At 72.6% G+C, this 18,701-nt stretch carries 17 protein-coding genes; 12 read left to right on the plus strand and 5 right to left on the minus strand.

Annotated elements, in window-relative coordinates:
- Positions 1-30: 30 nt before the first annotated feature.
- Positions 31-663, minus strand: coding sequence for an MOSC domain-containing protein (locus tag ACWEJ6_RS37895; protein WP_452430115.1), 633 nt, complete (start codon positions 661-663; stop codon positions 31-33).
- Positions 664-774: 111 nt separating this feature from the next.
- On the minus strand, positions 775-1,092 hold the full coding sequence (locus ACWEJ6_RS37900) for a hypothetical protein (protein ID WP_452430117.1): 318 nt from the start codon (positions 1,090-1,092) through the stop codon (positions 775-777).
- Between the two features lie 167 nt (positions 1,093-1,259).
- Between ACWEJ6_RS37900 and ccmA the strand changes: the two genes are divergently transcribed.
- Complete coding sequence (ccmA, locus tag ACWEJ6_RS37905) at positions 1,260-1,883, plus strand: heme ABC exporter ATP-binding protein CcmA (RefSeq protein WP_452430119.1); 624 nt, start codon at positions 1,260-1,262, stop codon at positions 1,881-1,883.
- A gap of 55 nt (positions 1,884-1,938) precedes the next feature.
- Positions 1,939-3,438: a DUF6297 family protein gene (locus tag ACWEJ6_RS37910; RefSeq protein WP_452430121.1), complete on the plus strand. Its 1,500-nt coding sequence runs from the start codon at positions 1,939-1,941 to the stop codon at positions 3,436-3,438.
- Between the two features lie 170 nt (positions 3,439-3,608).
- Here the strand turns inward: ACWEJ6_RS37910 and ACWEJ6_RS37915 are convergent, their stop codons facing one another.
- Positions 3,609-4,091 carry a GNAT family N-acetyltransferase gene (locus ACWEJ6_RS37915; RefSeq protein WP_452430123.1) on the minus strand — a complete coding sequence of 161 codons (483 nt, stop codon included), beginning with the start codon at positions 4,089-4,091 and terminating at the stop codon, positions 3,609-3,611.
- Positions 4,092-4,167: 76 nt separating this feature from the next.
- On the opposite strand from ACWEJ6_RS37915, the gene ACWEJ6_RS37920 reads away from it, so the two are divergent.
- Positions 4,168-4,461 carry a hypothetical protein gene (locus tag ACWEJ6_RS37920; RefSeq protein WP_364343244.1) on the plus strand — a complete coding sequence of 98 codons (294 nt, stop codon included), beginning with the start codon at positions 4,168-4,170 and terminating at the stop codon, positions 4,459-4,461.
- A complete protein-coding gene (locus tag ACWEJ6_RS37925; protein ID WP_452430126.1) occupies positions 4,458-4,874 on the plus strand; it encodes an acyl-CoA thioesterase in 417 nt (138 codons plus the stop codon). The genes ACWEJ6_RS37920 and ACWEJ6_RS37925 overlap by 4 nt, the downstream gene beginning before the upstream one ends.
- Positions 4,875-4,877: 3 nt before the next feature.
- Here the strand turns inward: ACWEJ6_RS37925 and lepA are convergent, their stop codons facing one another.
- Positions 4,878-6,713, minus strand: coding sequence for a translation elongation factor 4 (gene lepA, locus ACWEJ6_RS37930; RefSeq protein WP_452430128.1), 1,836 nt, complete (start codon positions 6,711-6,713; stop codon positions 4,878-4,880).
- 55 nt (positions 6,714-6,768) lie between these two features.
- Between lepA and ACWEJ6_RS37935 the strand changes: the two genes are divergently transcribed.
- The 6 genes from ACWEJ6_RS37935 to ACWEJ6_RS37960 all read left to right on the plus strand — a co-directional run bounded on the left by ACWEJ6_RS37935 (position 6,769) and on the right by ACWEJ6_RS37960 (position 15,622).
- Positions 6,769-7,758, plus strand: coding sequence for a hypothetical protein (locus tag ACWEJ6_RS37935; protein WP_452430130.1), 990 nt, complete (start codon positions 6,769-6,771; stop codon positions 7,756-7,758).
- Between the two features lie 131 nt (positions 7,759-7,889).
- Positions 7,890-8,159, plus strand: a complete 270-nt coding sequence (gene rpsT, locus ACWEJ6_RS37940; protein WP_106235424.1) for a 30S ribosomal protein S20 — start codon at positions 7,890-7,892, stop codon at positions 8,157-8,159.
- 207 nt (positions 8,160-8,366) lie between these two features.
- Positions 8,367-11,426 carry an ABC transporter permease gene (locus tag ACWEJ6_RS37945; RefSeq protein ID WP_452430133.1) on the plus strand — a complete coding sequence of 1,020 codons (3,060 nt, stop codon included), beginning with the start codon at positions 8,367-8,369 and terminating at the stop codon, positions 11,424-11,426.
- Positions 11,423-14,014, plus strand: coding sequence for an FtsX-like permease family protein (locus ACWEJ6_RS37950; protein WP_452430135.1), 2,592 nt, complete (start codon positions 11,423-11,425; stop codon positions 14,012-14,014). The genes ACWEJ6_RS37945 and ACWEJ6_RS37950 overlap by 4 nt, the downstream gene beginning before the upstream one ends.
- Positions 14,011-14,940, plus strand: coding sequence for an ABC transporter ATP-binding protein (locus tag ACWEJ6_RS37955; RefSeq protein WP_352352447.1), 930 nt, complete (start codon positions 14,011-14,013; stop codon positions 14,938-14,940). Before ACWEJ6_RS37950 ends, ACWEJ6_RS37955 begins: the two co-directional genes overlap by 4 nt.
- Positions 14,930-15,622, plus strand: a complete 693-nt coding sequence (locus ACWEJ6_RS37960; RefSeq protein ID WP_358291996.1) for an ABC transporter ATP-binding protein — start codon at positions 14,930-14,932, stop codon at positions 15,620-15,622. Before ACWEJ6_RS37955 ends, ACWEJ6_RS37960 begins: the two co-directional genes overlap by 11 nt.
- On the opposite strand, the gene ACWEJ6_RS37965 is transcribed toward ACWEJ6_RS37960, so the two are convergent.
- Positions 15,615-16,919, minus strand: a complete 1,305-nt coding sequence (locus tag ACWEJ6_RS37965; RefSeq protein ID WP_452430138.1) for an MFS transporter — start codon at positions 16,917-16,919, stop codon at positions 15,615-15,617. The two genes, ACWEJ6_RS37960 and ACWEJ6_RS37965, sit on opposite strands and share 8 nt — an antisense overlap.
- Positions 16,920-16,987: 68 nt before the next feature.
- On the opposite strand from ACWEJ6_RS37965, the gene ACWEJ6_RS37970 reads away from it, so the two are divergent.
- Together ACWEJ6_RS37970 and ACWEJ6_RS37975 are read left to right on the plus strand one after the other, a co-directional pair.
- Complete coding sequence (locus ACWEJ6_RS37970; RefSeq protein WP_387672412.1) at positions 16,988-17,485, plus strand: MarR family winged helix-turn-helix transcriptional regulator; 498 nt, start codon at positions 16,988-16,990, stop codon at positions 17,483-17,485.
- Positions 17,486-17,544: 59 nt separating this feature from the next.
- Complete coding sequence (locus ACWEJ6_RS37975; protein ID WP_452430140.1) at positions 17,545-18,684, plus strand: epoxide hydrolase family protein; 1,140 nt, start codon at positions 17,545-17,547, stop codon at positions 18,682-18,684.
- The last annotated feature ends 17 nt before the right edge of the window (positions 18,685-18,701 follow it).

Consider the following 18,701-nt stretch of genomic DNA (forward strand, 5'->3'; position numbering starts at 1 on the left):
CAGACGGACGCCCGGCCGGGTGGGCGGTCCCTAGTCGCTCGCCCGGCCCGCGCGCGCGGCCAGCTCGTCCCATTCCGGGGCGTGGCCGGGGACCGCGAGCACCCGGGCCAGCGCGTCGGCGTCGCCGTGGCGGGCGCGGAAGGCGTCCGCCACGGTCATCCCGGTCTCCGGGCGCGAGACGATCTCCACCTCGTCGCCCGCGCCCAGCTCGCCCGGTTCGACCACGGCCAGGTAGGCGCCCGGCCGCGCGGCGCGCGTGAAGCGCTTGAGCCAGCCCGGCTCGTCCATCCAGTTGCGGAACACCACGCAGGGGATGCGCGGGCCGGTGACCTCCAGCAGGGCGCTGCCGACGCGCCACCGCTCGCCCACGAGGGCGCCGTTGACGTCGAGGCCCGCGGTGGTCAGGTTCTCCCCGAAGCGGCCGTCGCGCAGGTCGCGGCCGAGCTCGCCCTGCCACCAGTCGTAGTCCTCGCGGGCGTAGGCGTAGACGGCGTGGGTGGGGGCGCCGTGGTTGGGCGTGTCGGCCCGCTCGTCGCCGGCCAGGCCGTTGCGCAGCACCTCCACCCGGTGGGGCACGGCCCGCTTGTCGATCGCCGTACGGCCGAGCTTGCCGGCCCATTCCGCGTCGGACGACAGCCCGACGTTGACGGAGAGGATGCGCATGCCGCGACGGTAGCGGACGGACGGGCCCGCGACGCACCGATTTTTCCGCCTTTCTCGCCCTACCAACAGAGAAGTACGGACATGTGCCTATTCGGTCTGTTCGCCGAGCCGTCACCCGGGCCTGTCGCCGGGCTCCGGCGCCACCCGGGCGAGCTGCGACTCGGCGTCGAACTCGGCCAGCTGTAACAGGGTCTCCAGGGCCGCCTGCCTGGTCTCCTCGACCGAGCCGCCGCGTTCGCCGAAACATTCGGCCGCGACGTCGAGCAGCGCCGCCACCACCGCCGCGTCGGGATAGGGCACGTCGACCACCACCCTGCCGTCGCCGCCCACCTCGGCGGGTCTCAGGTGAAGCCGCAGCAGCCGCCTGGTCTCCTCCGCCACGGCCACCCCCAGCACAGCGGCACGCTCGAATCGCTCAGAAGCAATCACGTCACCCTCCAGTAGCACTGGTGTTCGGGAACAGCAAAGGTAGCGACCGGCACCGACAGAATCGGCTCTCCCGCCCCGGGAAGGCCCCGGGAAGGCGGGGGGAAGGCCCCGGGAAGGCCCTGGAGACCGGTCGCGCGGGCGGCCGGTGGGGTGGCTACGCTCGAACGGTGAGCGGTTTGATCATCGAAGTCGCGGACCTGTCCGTCGAGCTCGGGGGCAATCCCGTGCTCCGGAGCCTCGACCTGGCCGTCGAGCCGGGTGAGGTCGTGGCGGTCGTCGGGCCCAACGGATCGGGCAAGTCCACGTTGCTGCGCTGCCTGGCCGGCCTCCAGCCCGCCACCTCCGGCGAGGTCCGCGTGTTCGGCGCCGAGCCCGCCGACGACGCGCCCTTCTGGCGCCGCGTTGCGCTGCTCGGCGACGAGCCCGCCTGGTACCCGGGGCTGACGGCGCGCGAGCACCTGGAGCTCATGGGCGCCGTGTACGCCGAGGCGCGCATGACGGTGGACTCGGCGCTGGAGGAGTTCGCGCTGACCGAGCGGGCCGACGCGCCGCCGCTCAACCTGTCCACCGGCCAGCGCCAGCGCCTCTGCCTGGCCGCCACGCTGCTCAGGCCGAGCACGCTGCTGCTGCTCGACGAGCCAGAACGCGGCCTCGACGCGGCCTTCCGCGTCCGGCTCGGGGAGCTGCTGGAGGAGTACGCCGGCGAGGGCGGCACCGTGGTGATGGCCACCCACGACCAGGCCCTGGCCGACGCCGCCCGCCGGGTCTCCCCCGCCGGGGTGCCCGCATGAGCGGCCACGACGCCGTCGTCCGGGAGACCGGCCTGACGGGGAAGGCGGGCGGGCGGTGAGCGCGGGCGAGGTGAGCGTGCGGTCGGTGCGGGCGTTCGTCCGGGCGCGCGGGCGCGCCCCGGCCGGGCTGATCGATCGTTACGTCAGCCTGTTCGGCCTGTGCATGCTGCTCGCCGTCGTCGGGCAGCCGCTGTCCTCGGTGGTCTCCGGCCTGGGCGGGACGGTCGAGCCGGGGCGGATGGGCGCCGGGGTCGCCCTGGTGCTGCTGGGGTTCGCGGGCTGCCTGGCGCTGGCGCGGGCGGCCGGGCCGGTGATGGTGCCGGCGGCGGAGGCGTCCTGGTTGCTGACCTCGCCGCTGGACCGGCGGCGGCTGCTCGGGCGTTCCGGGCGGGTGCTCATGGTCGTCGCGCTGGTGGCGGGGCTGCTGCTCGGGATCGGGCTGCTGGCGGCGCTCGGCGCGCCCGGCGCGCTGGTGTGGCGGCTGCTGGCCGCCCTGGCGGTGGCGACGGCGGCGAGCGTGGCGGGCATGGCGCTGGCGATGCTCGCCCAGTCCTCCCCGACCTGGAACCTGTGGCTGACCGGCGTGCTGGTCGCGCTCCTGGTGCTGGCCGTGGTCGCCGTCAGCGGGCAGGCCCGTACGGCGCTCGCGGCCGCCGCGAACGCGCCCCTGCCCGCGCTGGCTGCAACGGCGTCGGCCATGGCCGCGCTCGCCGCCGTCCTGGCCCGCCGGGCGTGGGGGTCGCTGGCCGCCATCCCCACCCGTCTGCTGCTGACCGCCTCCACCCGGGCCGGGCACGTGGCCAGTGCCGCCGTCACCCTCGATCCCGGCGCGCTGACCTGGATCGCCGAGGACAACCACTGGCGGGCCAGGAAGCTCGCCTCGCGGCCGTGGCCGGGGCTGCCCGCGCCGCTCGCGCTGGCCTGGCAGGACTGGGTGCGGCTCGGCCGCCGGCCCTGGCGGCTGGCGGCCACGGCGGCGAGCGCGGCGTTGCCCGCCGTGTTCGCCCAGGCGGGCGCCGCTCCGGCGGCTCTCGGGCTGGTCGTGCTCGGCGGGGCGCTGGCGGTGGCGGCGTCCGGCACGTCCGGGGCGCGCCGGGACGCCGACAACCCCGCCCTGGCCCGGCTGACCGGCGTGGGCCGGCGTCCGGCGCTGGCGGCGCGGGCGCTGCTGCCCGGCCTGCTGGGTGGCGTGTGGGCGGCCCTGGCCCTGGCCGGTGTCGCGGCGGTGGGCGGCCTTCCGTCCGGCACGTGGGTGTTAGGGCTGCTCACTGCGCCCGCGCTCGCGGCCGGCGCGTTGCGGATGGCCAGGAGGGGGCCGGTCGACCATTCGATGCCGGTCATCGACACCCCCGGCGGCGCGGTCCCGACCGGCCCGGTGTTGTGGGCGGCGACGGGCGCCGACCTGGCGCTGCTCGGCTGCCTGCCCGCGGTGGTCGCGCTGGCCACCGGGCCGGCCGCGCCGGGCGGGTTCCTGGCGGCCCAGGCGGTGGCGGGCCTGGTGGCGCTGGCGGGCGTCCTGGTGCGGCCCCGTCCTGGCGGGCGTTCCCGCCTCTGAGCGGCCAGACGACGGCTCAGGAAACAACTCAGAGCGGCCAGGCGACGGCACACGCGACCCGGCTCAGAGCGGTCAGGCCGCTCTGGGCGGTCAGGCGACGTAGCGGTCAGGCGACGTAGCGGTCAGGCGACGTAGCGGTCAGGCGACGTAGCGGTCAGGCGACGTAGCGGTCAGGCGACGTAGAGGTCGCTCGGCACGCCGCCGTACGGGATCGTGCGCTCCCTGTGCAGGCCCGCCTTCTCCGCCACCCGGCGGGACGGCTCGTTGCCGTCCCCGATCAGGGCCACCACGGTGCCCAGGTCGCGCCCGACGCGCAGGGCCGCCCTGGCGAGCTCGACCGCGTACCCGTGGCCCCAGGCGGTGGGGCGGAAACGGTAGTACAGGTGGAGCACGTCCTCACCGTCCAGGGCCGCGTGCCGCAGGCCGCCGACGCCCAGCACCTGCGAGCCCTCGGTCAGCCGGGCGGCCCAGTAGCCGATCCCCCGGTCCGCCCAGTCGGCCAGCCACAGGTCGAGCATGACCCGGCTGGCCTCCAGGTCGACGGTGGGCCCGGCGGAGCTGTAGACGTTCGTGCGCGGGTCGGAGTGGATCTCGTGCACGGCTTCGAGGTCCTCCGGGCGGATCCGGGACAGGACCATTCGTTCCGTACGCACCACTTCCACCCTTTCAGGGTATCCGCTGCCATCGCTAAGCTATCGGTAGCAATCGAACAGCGATGAGGGAGCGCCGATGGACATCGCCCGCGTGCAGGCCTCGCTGCGTCTGATGGCACGCGGCCTGGAGGAGCTGGCCGCCGCCCTGGGCGACGAGGAACTGGGCGAGGCCGAGCGCACGGCCCGGGTCATCGCGGAGTGGGGCCGCCGCGGTCTCACCCAGAAGGAGGCGTCGGCGCTGTTCCAGCGGCACGGCTTCGCCCCCCAGACCACGGGCGGCTGGGCCCGCGGCGACTGGGTGGAGCTCGGCGACGACGGCCTGCGCTACCTCACCGCCAAATCGCACGCCTGGCTGGAGGAACGATCATGACCTTCTCGGTACGCATCGCCGTACGCGGCTACGAGCTCGACACCCAGGGCCACCTCAACAACGTGGTCTACCACCAGTACGGCGACCACGCCCGCTGGGAGTGCCTGCGCGCGGCCGGCATCTCGACCGAGGACCTGCGGGAGGCCGGCGTCGGTCCGGTGACGCTGGAGAACACCATCCGCTTCCACCGCGAGCTGCGCGCCGGCGACGAGGTTGAGGTGACCTGCGCGTTCGAGTGGGGCGAAGGGAAGACGTTCCGGATCAGGCAGGAGTTCAGGGGCGCGGACGGCGAGCTGGCCGCCGAGCTGACCGGCGTCGGCGGCCTGATGGACCTGCGGGCCCGCCGCCTGCTCCCCGATCCGGGCACGCGCTGGCGGGCGCTCGCGCGAACGCCCGCCGTGCTGGGCCTGTAGCGGCTACTTCTTGCCCTTGTCGGCGGCGGCGCTGGAGTCGGTGGACAGGGCGGCGACGAAGGCCTCCTGGGGCACCTCGACGCGGCCGACCATCTTCATCCGCTTCTTGCCTTCCTTCTGCTTCTCCAGCAGCTTGCGCTTACGGGAGATGTCACCGCCGTAACACTTGGCCAGGACGTCCTTGCGGATGGCCCGGATGTTCTCGCGGGCGATGACCCGGGCGCCGATGGCGGCCTGGATCGGCACCTCGAACTGCTGCCGCGGGATCAGCTCGCGCAGCTTCTTGGCCATGTCGACGCCGTAGGAGTAGGCCTTGTCCTTGTGGACGATCGCGCTGAAGGCGTCGACGGCCTCGCCCTGCAGCAGGATGTCGACCTTGACCAGCTCGGCCTCCTGCTCGCCGGCGGGCTCGTAGTCGAGCGAGGCGTAGCCGCGGGTGCGCGACTTGAGCTGGTCGAAGAAGTCGAAGATGATCTCGCCGAGCGGCAGCGTGTAGCGGATCTCGACGCGGTCCTCGGACAGGTAGTCCATGCCGAGGAGCTGGCCGCGCCGCCCCTGGCAGATCTCCATGATGGCGCCGATGAACTCGGCCGGCGCCAGGATCGTGGACTTGGTGACCGGCTCGAAGACCTGCGCGATCTTGCCGCCCGTCGGGAACTCGGACGGGTTGGTGACCGTGAGCTCCTTGCCGTCCTCCATGACCACGCGGTAGACCACGTTGGGCGCGGTGGAGATCAGCGACAGGCCGAACTCGCGCTCCAGCCGCTCGCGCACGATCTCCATGTGCAGCAGGCCGAGGAAGCCGACGCGGAAGCCGAAGCCGAGCGCGGCCGAGGTCTCCGGCTCGTAGATCAGCGCGGCGTCGTTGAGCTGGAGCTTGTCGAGCGCCTCGCGCAGCTCGGGGTACTCGTCGCCGTCGATCGGGTAGAGCCCGGAGAACACCATCGGCTTGGGGTGCTCGTAGCCGGCCAGCATCTCCTTGGCGGGCTTGACCGAGGAGGTGACGGTGTCACCCACGCGCGACTGGCGCACGTCCTTCACGCCGGTGATCAGGTAGCCCACCTCGCCGACGCCGAGGCCGCGCTCGGCGGGCTTGGGCTCGGGCGAGATGACGCCGATCTCCAGCGTCTCGTGCGTGGCGTTGGTGGACATCATGAGGATGCGCTCGCGCTTGCTCAGATGGCCGTCGATGACCCTGACGTACGTCACGACGCCGCGGTAGGTGTCGTAGACGGAGTCGAAGATCAGCGCCCGCGCGGCGGCGTCGGCCTGGCCCACGGGCGCCGGGACGGTCGCCACCACGTGGTCGAGCAGCTCGCGCACGCCCACGCCGGTCTTGCCCGACACCTTGAGCACGTCGGAGGGGTCGCAGCCGATCAGGCCGGCCAGCTCCTCGGCGAACTTCTCCGGCTGGGCCGCGGGCAGGTCGATCTTGTTGAGCACCGGGATGATGTGCAGGTCGGCGTTCATGGCCAGGTAGAGGTTGGCCAGGGTCTGCGCCTCGATGCCCTGCGCGGCGTCGACCAGCAGGATCGCGCCCTCGCACGCCTGCAGCGACCGGGACACCTCGTAGGTGAAGTCGACGTGCCCGGGGGTGTCGATCATGTTGAGGACGTGGCCGTCCCAGGGCAGCCGCACGGCCTGCGACTTGATCGTGATGCCGCGTTCGCGCTCGATGTCCATCCGGTCGAGGTACTGGGCGCGCATGGAGCGGTCGTCGACCACGCCGGTGATCTGCAGCATCCGGTCGGCAAGGGTCGATTTGCCATGGTCGATGTGCGCGATGATGCAGAAGTTGCGGATCAACGCGGGGTCGGTCTGGCCAGGCTGAGTGCGCACCGAAGTCCGTTTCGACAGGGTTGAGGTCAAGCGTCTTTCATGGTGACATGCCCAGATGATTATCCGGACCGTCGTCCGCCGCGGCCTGCGCCTGGTCGCGCTGGCCTTGGCCGTCGTGGTGGCGCTGGCCGGCCTGCTCGCCGTCGCGCTCCGTCTCCAGTTTACCGGTGCCCCGGCGGCCTGGGCGAAGAGCACCGGCAACGACGCCCTCTGGCTCGGCCACGCCTGGGTCGACGGCCGCCGTACGGAGCGGGACGTGGAACAACTCGCCGTCCGTCTGCGCACCACCGGAATCAAGGACGTGTACGTCCATTCCGGCCCGTTCGAGTGGGACGGCCGCCTTGATCCCGCCAAGTACCCCAAAGCCGCAGATTTCGTGACCTGGATGCATCGGCACCTGCCCGGCGTCCGCGTCTCCGCCTGGCTGGGCCAGTCCGTCAAGAACGGCCTCGACCTCGACGACGCCCGGTCCCGGGCGAACGTCCTGGCCGGCGTGGCCGCCGTCATGAAGGCGGGCTACGACGGCGTCCACTACAACTTCGAGCCGATCGGCGACGGCGACAAGGAGTTCCTCGACCTGCTGGACCGGACGAGGACGCACACGAAGCTGCTGTCCACCTCGACCCCGCAGATCGAGCCCTATCCCCTCATGCGCCCGGCGGGCAGGCTCGTCCTGGGCCACGACAAATACTGGTCGCAGGGCTACTTCCAGGAGGTCGTGAACCGGGTGGACCAGGTCGCGATCATGACGTACGACTCGGGGGCGCCCGCCCAGTCCCTCTACGGCGGCTACGTGGCCAGGCAGGCCGCGCTCGCCCTCGACCTCGTCCCGGAGGGCAAGTCCCTGTTCGTCGGCGCCCCCGCCTACCACGACCACGGCCTGCCCTGGCTGGACGCCGCCGAGAGCGTGGCGATGGCCGCCGAGGGCGCCCGGCTGGCCCTGTCCGGCCATGGCCGCCGCGAACGCTTCGGCCTGGCCCTGTACGTCGACTTCGCCGCCACCGAAGAGGACTGGACGGAGTACATGACCCGCTGGCTGGCCTAAACTGAGAACACCCGGGGCGTTGATTTGAGCAGCCACCTGGGTTATTGGTACCCTGTTCACTTGCGTGTGGCGCGCCCTCTCATCGAGCCCGCGCGCCCCATCCATCCTTAGACTTTCACCGAGGCTTCTTCGTGGCGAACATCAAGTCCCAGATCAAGCGCAACAAGCAGAACGAGAAGGCGCGTCTGCGCAACAAGGCGGTCAAGTCCTCTCTGAAGACGGCCGTCCGCAAGTTCCGCGAGGCCGCCGAGCAGGGCGACGTCGAGCAGGCCGCGGCGCTGCAGCGCGTCGCCGCCCGCCAGCTCGACAAGGCCGTCAGCAAGGGCGTCATCCACAAGAACCAGGCCGCCAACCGCAAGTCGGCGATCGCCAAGCAGGCTGCCGCTCTGGCTGCCAAGTAAGCTCCTGCCGCCCGGACACCCGGGCGAGCGCTGACGCCGCACTCCTTCCCGGGGTGCGGCGTTCTTGGTTTTGTGCACTTCTTGTCACAGTTTCGATATCACATCGGCATCGCCGCGGGGTATCGGCTGAGCATCCCTTAACAAGATCACCTTGCCTCCCGTCCGCCCTCTCCGTGAGGGTTCACCTAAACGGACGAAGGGGGACACATGCGGGGGCCGTTGGTCGTCAAACGGGCGTTCAGCGAGCCTTTGCTCCTCCTGGCCGCGTTCGGCTCGATCCTGCTCGCCACCACCACGCTGGTGGCGCTCACCATGTACGCCTCCTCCATCGCCGACGCCGGCGTGCGCAGGACGATGGAGACCGCCTCCCTGCGCCAGACGTCCGCGACGATCAGCGCGCCGGTCACGGACAAGACGTTCCCCGTCTACGACCGGGCGGTGCGCGCCGAGCTGGCCAAGGCGTACACCAAGGCGCCGGCGCTCACCACGAGCTTCCGCTCCGACTCCTACGCCATGCCCGGCCAGGAGCAGCAGGAGCGGCCCGAGCTGCTCAGGTTCGGCAGCTACGACGGCCTCGACCAGCACGCCAAGCTCGTCTCCGGCGCCTGGCCCAAGGCCGCCGACGGCCGGGTGGAGGCGGCGGTCTCGCTGTCGGCGGCCTCGGCGGCCGGGTTCAAGGTCGGCCAGGAGCTGACCACCGTGGGGCGGTTGTCGCCGGAGCCCGTCCAGGTGCGCATCACCGGCGTGTTCCAGCTCGACGACCCCTTCGGCGAGCGCTGGACCGGGGAGACACTGCTCAGCAGAGGCGTCGAACGCGGCGACTTCACCACGTACGGGCCGCTGATGGTCTCGCGCGAGACGTTCATCGGCCGCTTCGCCACCAACGTGAACGCCACCTGGACCGCCGAGCCCGACCTGCGCTCGCTGACGCCGGCCCAGCTGCGCCCGCTGGCCGCGGCGGTCGGTGAGGTGGGCGCGCACCTGAAGGCCGGCGACTGCCCGAGCTGCGTGACCACCAGCCGCCTGCCCGAGATGCTCACCCAGCTCGACACCGCCTCCCTGGTGGCCCGCTCCACCATGCTGATCCCAGTGCTGCAACTGCTGCTGCTGGCGGCGTACGCGCTGATGCTCACCGCGCGGCTGCTGGCCGACCACCGGCGCATGGAGGTCGCGCTGCTGCGCTCGCGCGGCGCGGGCACGCTGCGGCTGGCCGCGCTGGCCGGGGGCGAGGCGATGCTGGTCGCGCTCCCGTGCGCGATCGTCGCGCCGTTGCTCGGGCCGCCGCTGCTCGGGCTGGTGAGCCGGCTGCCCTGGATCAAGGCGTCGGGCGTGCGGCTCGACCCCTCGGTCGGCCTGGGCACCTTCCTGGTGTCGGTGGCCGTGGCCGTGGCCTCCGCGGTGCTGCTGGTGCTGCCCGCGCTGGCGGGCGCGCGGCGCACGTACGTGGAGGAGCAGTCGGCGCGCGGGCGCGGCGGCGGGCGCGGGCTGATCCAGCGCGCGGGCGCCGACGTCGCGCTGCTGGTCGTGGCCGGCCTCGCGATCTGGCAGCTCCAGCACTACGGCGCGCCGGTCACCACGACCGCGGGCGGCGGGCTCGGCATCGACCCGCTGATCATCTCCGGTCCCGCGCTGGCCCTGCTCACCGGCGGCATGCTCGGCCTGCGGCTGGTCCCGCGCATCTCCGCGGTGGCCGAGCGGATCACCTCCAGGCGCCCGTCCCTCGCCCCGGCGCTCGGCGCGTGGCAGGTCAGCAGGCGCCCGCTCAAGTACGCCGGCCCCGCGCTGCTGCTCACCATGGCCATCGCCATCGGCATCGTGTCCATGGCCACCGCCGCCACCTGGCGTGGTTCCCAGCTCGACCAGGCCCGCCACCAGGCCGGCGCCGACCTGCGCCTGTCCGGCCCGCCGGACGCCCCGGAGCTCGGCCCGCTGGGCCGCGGCACGGCGTTCACCGCCCTGCCCGGCGTGACCGCCGCCTCGCCCGTCTTCCGCGGCCAGACCGAGGTCAGCAGCGAGAACGCCATCCTCATCGGGATCGACGCGGCCAAGCTCGGCACGCTGTTCCAGCTCCGTCCCGACCTGGCCGACCGGCCCGTCGCGGAGATCTCCCGGGCGCTGACCGGGCCGCAGGCGGGCAAACTGGACCTGCCGGGACAGCCGGCCGCGCTCACCCTGCGCGCCACGGCCGACGACGACCTGCCGGTGCGGCTGGTCCTGTCCGACGCGCTCGGGGTGTGGCGCGACGTGTCGCTGGGCGTGCTGAAGAAGGGCGAGAACACCCTCGACGTGGACCTCGCGGCGCTGGCGGGACGGAGCGGGAAGATCACGTACCCGCTGTCGTTGCGCGGGCTGGTCGTGAGCGCGCCGGCCTCCGGCAGCGGGAGTCTGACGGTGACCGGGATCAGCGCCGACGGGCGGCCGGTGACCGCGCCCGCCATGTCGGTGAAGGCGGCCGGGCGGCAGCCCGCGACGGCCGTCTTCGGGTCGCCGCCGGCTCAGGGGCCGCTGCCCGTGGTGCTCACCGCCGGCCTGTCCGAGTCGCTCAAGCTGGGCGTCGGCCAGGTGGGACGGGCCAGCATCGACCGCAGAGTGATGGACGTCAAGGTCGTGGCCGTCGTGGAGACGATGCCGACGACGACCGCCGGGCAACACGCCGTACTGGCCGACTGGGGGACGATGCAGGCGCAGGATCTGGCGGCGGCGCAACTGCCCAGGCCCGCCACCGAGTGGTGGCTCGCCACCCCGGACGGCCGGGCGGCGGCGGCGCTCACCAGCCGCCCCGCATGGGACGTCACCGCGATCGACCAGCGCGCCCTGGCCGCCAAGATGCAGGACGACCCGCTGGCCAGCGGCCTCCAGGGCGCGCTGATGCTGGGCTTCCTCGCGGCGCTGGTGTTCGCGGCGCTCGGCTTCCTGGTCAACGCGGCGGTCGCGGCCCGCGAGCGGATGAACGAGTTCGCGATCCTGCGGGCGCTCGGCGTGAACTCCCGGCAGATGTTCGGGATGCTGGCCATCGAGCAGACGTTCGTGATCGCGCTGTCACTGGCGGCCGGGACCGGGCTGGCCGTGGTCGTGGGCATGCTCGTGGTGCCGCACATCGTGCTGACCGGGCAGGCGTCGGCGGTCACCCCCGGCGTGGTGCTCGACATTCCGTGGGGCGCCACGGGCGCCATGCTCGCCGGAGTGGCCGCCGTGCTGCTCGCCATCGTCGCCGGACTGGCGCGCAACCTGCGCAGGCAGGGTCTCGGCATTCGGGAGGAACAGTGAGGATCCCGCTGCTGGCCCGTACGCACCTGGGCGCGGTGGCCGTGCTCTTCGTGCTGACGCTGAGCGCCTGCCTGCTCGTCGCGGGGCTGCCCAGGGCGATGCAGTCGTCGTTCGACCAGGCGCTGCGCGAGGCGCTCAGGACCGCGCCCGCCGAGCAGGCCGACCTGACCGTGACCGTCGGGTCGATGTCGAAGGAAGAGGACCTGCACGAGCGCGAGCAGTTCGAGTCCAGGGACCGGCGCTGGCGTCAGCTCCTGCCCCCGGCGCTGCGGCCGCTGGTGGTGCCCGCCGGCACGGGCGACAGCCACATGAGCGCCAAGACCGAGGTCACCCCGATCCACGGCTCGGGCGGCACCATGTTCATGAACCTCGGCTGGCTGTCCGACGCCGACCGGCGGGTGGACTGGGTCCAGGGGCAGGCGCCGGGCAAGCCCTCGACCATGCGCTTCGAGGGCGAGACGATCCCGCTCATCGAGGTGGGCCTGGTCGAGTCCGCGCTGACCGCGATGGACCTGAAGATCGGCCAGGTCAAGGTGCTCGGCGAGAGCCACTACGTGGCGGTGAAGCTGGTCGGCGCGTTCAGGGCCAAGAAGGCCGACGACCGCTACTGGAGCCACAACAGCGACATCCTGACCGTCACCAGGATGTTGCCGCCGGGCAAGCTGGAGTTCGAGAAGCACATCACGACGATCATGTCCGACGACGGGCTGACCGCGCTCAGCGGCGACGGGCGCAACCTGTCCTACTACTGGGTGCTCCCCATCGCCCCGGACAAGGCCGACGCGCTGGCCGCGACCGACGTCCAGGCGGCACTCAGCGAGTTCGAGCGGGTGATCGGGTTGCAGGCGTCGGGCTCGTACAGCCCGTACCGGGTGCTGACCGCGCTGGCCAAGCTGCTGACGGACTTCCTGGCCGCCCAGTCCACCGCGCAGACCGTGATGTACCTGGTGCTCGGCGGGCTGCTGCTGGTCGCGGTCGGCGTGATCGTGCTGGCGGTGCAGCTGCTCTCCGGCCGGCTCGACCAGACGCTGGCGCTGACGCGGGCGCGTGGCGGGTCGCTCGTGCAGGTGGCGGGCACCGGCGCGGCGCTGACCGCGCTCGCCGTCGTGCCATCCGGGCTCGCCGGGTACGCGCTGTCCTGGTTCGTCCCCGGGCCCGTGCTGCCGATCGTGCACGTCGGGCCGCTGCTGGTGGTGCTGGCCGCCGTCGGGTTCACCGCCGCCGGGCTGGCGGTCACCCACCGGGTGCCGCTGCACGAGCAGCGCGCGGACGTCAGCACCGCCCGCCCGTCCGCCCGCCGGCTCACGCTGGAGGTGCTGGTCGTGGTGCTCGCGCTGGCCGGGGCGTACCTGCTGCGCACCCGCGGGCTGGCCGCCTCGGCCGGGTTCGACCCGTTCCTGCTGGTGGTGCCGATCGCGCTGACGCTCGCCGCGGCGGTGATCATCCTGCGCTGCTACCCGTACCCGTTGCGGCTGCTCGTCCGGCTGACCGCGCGGCGGCCCGGTGCCGTGCCGTTCCTGGGGTTGACCAGGGCGGCCAGGGCACGCTCCGCGTCGGTGCTGCCGGTGCTGATCCTGCTGCCCGCGCTCGGCGTGTCGGTGTTCGCCGCGGTGATCTCCGACGGCCTGGTGAGCACGCAGCGGCTGGCGTCCTGGCAGCAGGTGGGCGCGCCGGTCAAGATCACGTCCCGGGTCGAGATCCCGGCCGACGTGATCGAGCGGGTGCGCAAGGTCGCCGGCGTCGAGCAGGTCGTGCTCGCGCAGACCGGCCGGGTCCAGGTCGGGTACGGCGCCGAGCGCGCCGAGGCCATCGCCGTGGACCTGCCCGAGTGGCGGCGGCTGCTGGCGGGGGCGCCGATCGGCGTGCCCACCGGGAGCGGCGCCTTCGTCTCGCCCGACCTGAAGGGGCGGGGCACGTACGAGATCGGCTGGCAGTCGCGGCTCAAGGTCCCCGAGGGCGGTGTGATCACCTCCGTGCCCGGCTTCTACACCCAGGGCAAGTTCATGATCCTGCCGATGGACTCGCTCGTGCGGCCCGCCGTGAACACCCTGCTCATCCGCGGCAACCCCGCGCTCGACCAGCTGCGCCCGCTGGTCCCGCTCAGCACCGTGGAGTCCCAGTCGCTGGCCCTGGCCGCCATCCAGGACGACCCGCTGACCAGCACCGTGCGCACCACGCTGGTCGTGGTCACGGTGTCGCTGGCCGCGTACGCGCTGGTCGCCGTCATACTCTCGCTGGTGATCGGCGCGGCCGACCGGGCCAGGGCGCTGTCGTTCCTGCGCACGCTGGGCCTGTCGGACCGGCAGGCGCAGCGGCTCACCGTCCTGGAGATCATGCCGATGATCCTGCTGACCGCCCTGGCCGGCCTGCTGCTCGGCCTCGGGCTGCCCGCGGCGCTCGGGCCGGGCGTCGACCTGTCCTCCTACGCCGGCGACCTGCCCGTCGGCGACTACTCCCTAGACCTGATCACGCCGACCGCGCTGGCGGCCGGGCTGGCCGTCGTGGCCGTGCTCGGCGCGTACACGCACACCGCCATCAGCCGCCGTCGCAGCCTCGGCGCCGTCCTTCGAGTGGGGGACCTCACATGAACCCGACCCTGTCAGAGCTGGAAGCCAAGGCCACGCGGGAGAAGACCGCGTTCGGCGCCGACGCGCACATCGTCTGCGACAACCTGGTGCGCATCTACAAGACCGAGGGCGTCGAGGTCGTCGCCCTGCAGGGCCTCGACCTGGTGATCGACAAGGGCGAGCTGGTGGCCATCGTCGGCGCGTCCGGGTCGGGCAAGTCCACGCTGCTCAACGTGCTGTCGGGGCTCGACGTGCCGACCGCGGGGGTGGCCAGGGTCGCGGGCACCGACCTGCTGGCGATGACCGCCAAGGACCGGCTGCGCTACCGGCGGTCCGTGGTGGGCTTCATCTGGCAGCAGACCGCGCGCAACCTGCTGCCGTACCTGACCGCCAGGGAGAACGTCGAGCTGCCCATGAAGCTGGCCGGCGGCGGCCGGGCGCGCCGCGCCCGCGCCGGCGAGCTGCTGGAGCTCCTCGGCGTCGGCTACTGCGCCGACCGCCGCACGCCCGAGATGTCGGGCGGCGAGCAGCAGCGGGTCGCCATCGCCGTCGCCCTGGCCAACGAGCCGCAGCTCATCCTGGCCGACGAGCCCACCGGCGAGCTGGACAGCGAGACGTCCGAGCAGGTCTTCGACTCCCTGCGCAAGGCGAACCGGGAGCTCGGCGTGACCGTGGTCATCGTGACCCACGACCCGCTGGTGTCGGAGCAGGTGGACCGCACCGTGGGCATCCGCGACGGACGTACCAGCAGCGAGACGCTGCGGCGCGAGGGCGCCGAGGGGCAGATCGTCGCCGAGGAGTACGCCGTGCTGGACCGGGTGGGCCGCCTGCAGCTCCCCCGCGACTTCATGAACGCCCTGGACATGGAACGCCGGGTGCGCCTCGAACTCGAATCCGACCACATCGGCGTCTGGCCCGCCCGAGAGGAGCCCTCCCATGAGCAATGAGCCCCTGGTCGTGGTGGAGGGGGTCCGCAAGGTCTACCGGAGCGGGCCCAAGGAGGTCGTCGCGCTGCGCGAGGTGTCCTTCGAGGTGTTCCCCGGCGAGCTGGTGGCGGTCCGCGGACGTTCGGGGTCGGGCAAGACCACGCTGCTCAACCAGATCGGCGGCCTGGACCGTCCGGACGCCGGACGGGTCGTCGTCGCCGGGCACGAGGTCACGTCCATGTCCGAGGACGCCCTGCTGGCGCTGCGCCGGGACGTGGTGGGCTTCGTGTTCCAGTCGTTCGGGCTGATCCCCGTGCTGTCGGCGGCCGAGAACGTGGGGGTGCCGATGCGGCTGGCCCGCGTGCCGTCCGCCGAGCGGGAGGAGCGGGTCCGGCTGCTGCTGGCGCTGGTGGGGCTGGACAAGCACATGAACCAGCGGCCGTACGAGCTGTCGGGCGGTCAGCGGCAGCGGGTGGCGATCGCCCGCTCCCTGGGCAACCGGCCCAAGCTGCTGGTGGCCGACGAGCCGACGGGGCAGCTCGACTCGCAGACCGGGCGGCAGATCATGGAGCTGTTGCGCGCGCTGGTGCGCAGCGAGGGGGTCACGGCGCTGGTCGCCACGCACGACCCCAACCTGATCACGCTGGCGGACCGGGTGCTGGAGATCAGCGACGGCGTCGTCCGGGAACCCTCCCTCACCTGACCCGCCCCTCCTCTGCCCGCTCCGCCCGCTCACCGGCGGGCGGAGCGGGCGCGGGCCTGGGCGAGCGCGCCACGGCGGCGAGGTTGGCGACGGCGACCACCACCCCACCGGTGACCATCAGCACCCCCATCCCGGTCACGCCCGCCAGCGGCGCCGCGACGGCCAGCCCGACCGGCCGCGCCGCGAACGAGATGAGCTGGTCGAACGAACGCACCCGGCCCAACGCCCCCTCCGGGATCTCCTCGGCCACCACCGTCTCCCACAACGGGCTGAGCACCCCGAGCCCCACCATGGCCACGAAGTACGCCACCGCGACCACCACGGCCGACAGCCCGAACCCCACCGCCACCGGCAACGCCACCATCGGCAGCAGATAGAGCGCGGCCCCCACCTGAACGGCGACCAGCGGCCTGCGCACCGGCAACCGCGGCGCGACCAGCACCCCCGCCAGCAGCCCGACCGTGCCGCTCTGCACGATGATCATCCAACCGGTCTCGCCTCCCAGCCGCTGCACGGCCGCCACCGGCCCCAGGGTGAGGAACAACCCGGCCATGAAGTGCCACACGCCGTGCGACAGGACACAGGCCAGGAACCACGGCCGCCTCCTGACCTCCCCGAACCCCTCGACCAGCTCCCGTCCGAACCCGACCCCCCACCGCCGACCGGCCTCCCCGCCGGGGACCGCCTCCCGCTCCTGCACGACCTTCTCGCGCCCTGCGCCCCCGGCAGCCGTACGGACCCCGCCGAGCGTCAGCGCCGAGCACGCGAACAACATCGCCGTGCCCCCAGCGGCCCACCCGGGCCCGGCGGCCAGCGTGAGCGTCCCCGCGAGCGCCGGCCCCAGGACGGCCGACACGCTGGTCACCACGCCGATCCGGGCGTTCACCCGCAACCGGTCCGGGCCTGGCACCACCGCCACCACCAGCCGCGGCACGGCCGGACTCCCGAACGCGATCGCCGCCCCCGAGACCGCCGACAACACGGCGAGGTCGGGAATCCGAGCCACCCCGGCCAGCAGCTCGACCGCCATGAGCCCCTGGGCCAGGCATCGCGTGAGGTCGGCGAGCAGCACGACCCGTCCGGGCCGGACGCGGTCGGCCAGCACGCCGCCGACCGGCAGCAGCAACAACAGCGGCACCATCTCGCAGGCCAGCACCAGCCCCAGCGCCTCCCCCGACCCCGTGGCGCGCAGCACGGCCAGGGTCAGCGTGGTGGGGATCATGGCTGTGGCCAGCGCGGACATGCAGCGTCCGGCCAGCAGCCGGTTCCTGGGTCCGGCGAACAACGAGAACGACATGACCAGGAAGGTATTTCGTCAGCGAATGATTCGTCAACAAATTACTTGTTGGCGTATGATCCTGTGCCGTGGAGGACTCCGTCGATCGTCATCTGGCCCGCTGGCGCGGCAAGGCGCCCTTCGACGAGCGGGTGGAGGGCATCGTGACCCGCATGCAGTCGCTGGTGAAACACCTCGGCCACGCCAAGGCGGCCGCGCTGGCCCAGACCGGCGTCCAGGACTTCGAGTTCCAGACGCTCCACCGGCTCGCCGCCCACAACGGCACCGCCACCCCGACCGAGCTGGCCGCCGAGCTGCTGCTCTCCCCCGCCGGCATGACGGGCCGCCTCGACACGCTGGAGAAGGCAGGTCTGGTACGCCGCGTCCGCAGCACCGAGGACCGCCGTCGCGTGGACATCGAGCTCACGCCCAAGGGGCACGACCTCTGGATGGAGGCCATGGCCGTCCTGGCCGTGCTGGAGACGGCCATGGTGAACGCCCTCTCCCCCGACGACCAGGACACCCTGGACAACCTGCTCAAACAGCTCCTGCTCTACGTGGAGACGAACCCCCATCAATTGCATTGAGGCGGGCGGGCGTCCGGTGATACCCATGCTGGGATGACACTTCCGACCTCGGAGCCCACATGGCCGTGACGCCGTTCCGCATAGAGGTTCCCGACGACGTACTCGACGACCTGCGCACCCGTCTCCGCAACGCCAGATTCACCCGCTCGCTGGACCACCGCCCCTGGGAGGGCGGAACCGACCCCGCCTACCTGCGGGAACTGGTGACGTACTGGGCCGACGGCTTCGACTTCCGCGCCCAGGAAGCCCGCCTCAACGAGCTGGACCACTGCAAAGCCCCCGTCCGGGGACGAGACCTCCACTTCGTCCGCATCCCCGGCACCGGCCGCGCGCCGCTGCCCATCCTGCTCTGCCACGGCTGGCCGAGCAGTTTCATGGAGATGCTTCCCCTGGCGGCCCGCCTGGCCGACCCCGCCCGGTACGGCGGCGACCCCGGCGACTCCTTCGACGTCGTGATCCCGTCGATGCCCGGCTTCCTCTACTCCGACCTGCCGGACGAGCCCCTCACCCGGCCCGCGATGGCCCGCATGCTGCATCTGCTGATGACCGAGGTCCTGGGCCACGAACGCTACGGGGCCTTCGGCGGCGACATCGGCGGCGCGGCCGTCGGCTGGCTCGGCGCCCTCTATCCGGACCAGGTGACCGGAATCCACCTCATCCACCCGCCCGCCCCCGCGTCCCTGGACGTCCCGCCGCTGACCCCCGACGAACAGGCCTTCCTGGACGCCGAGGCGGCCTACGACGAGCGCGACGGCGGCTACAGCGAGATCATGCTGACCCGTCCGGACACGATCGCCGCCGCCCTGCTCGACTCACCGGCCGGACTGGCCGCGTGGATCGTGGACAAGCTGCGCGCCTGGAGCGACTGCGACGGTGACCTGGAGTCCCGGTTCGACCGCGACACCCTGCTCACCATGCTGACCCTCTACTGGGCCACCGGCTCGATCGGCACGTCGTTCAAGTCGTACTACGACTGGCCGAGCAACCCGCCCCGGCCGCCGATCACCGTGCCGTCCGCCGTGACCCTCAGCCACGAGCCCTCCGTGGCGAGCCTCCCCCGCAGCTTCGCCGAACGTGCCCTGACCGACCTGCGCCACTGGAACACCCCGGCCCGGGGCGGCCACTTCATGGCCCTGGAGGAACCGGCCCAGCTGGCGGCCGACATCACCACGTTCTTCCGCGCCCTACGCCTCGCCTGAGGAGCGCCGCCGCCGTG

The sequence above is a fragment of the Nonomuraea sp. NPDC004702 genome, assembly GCF_053601695.1.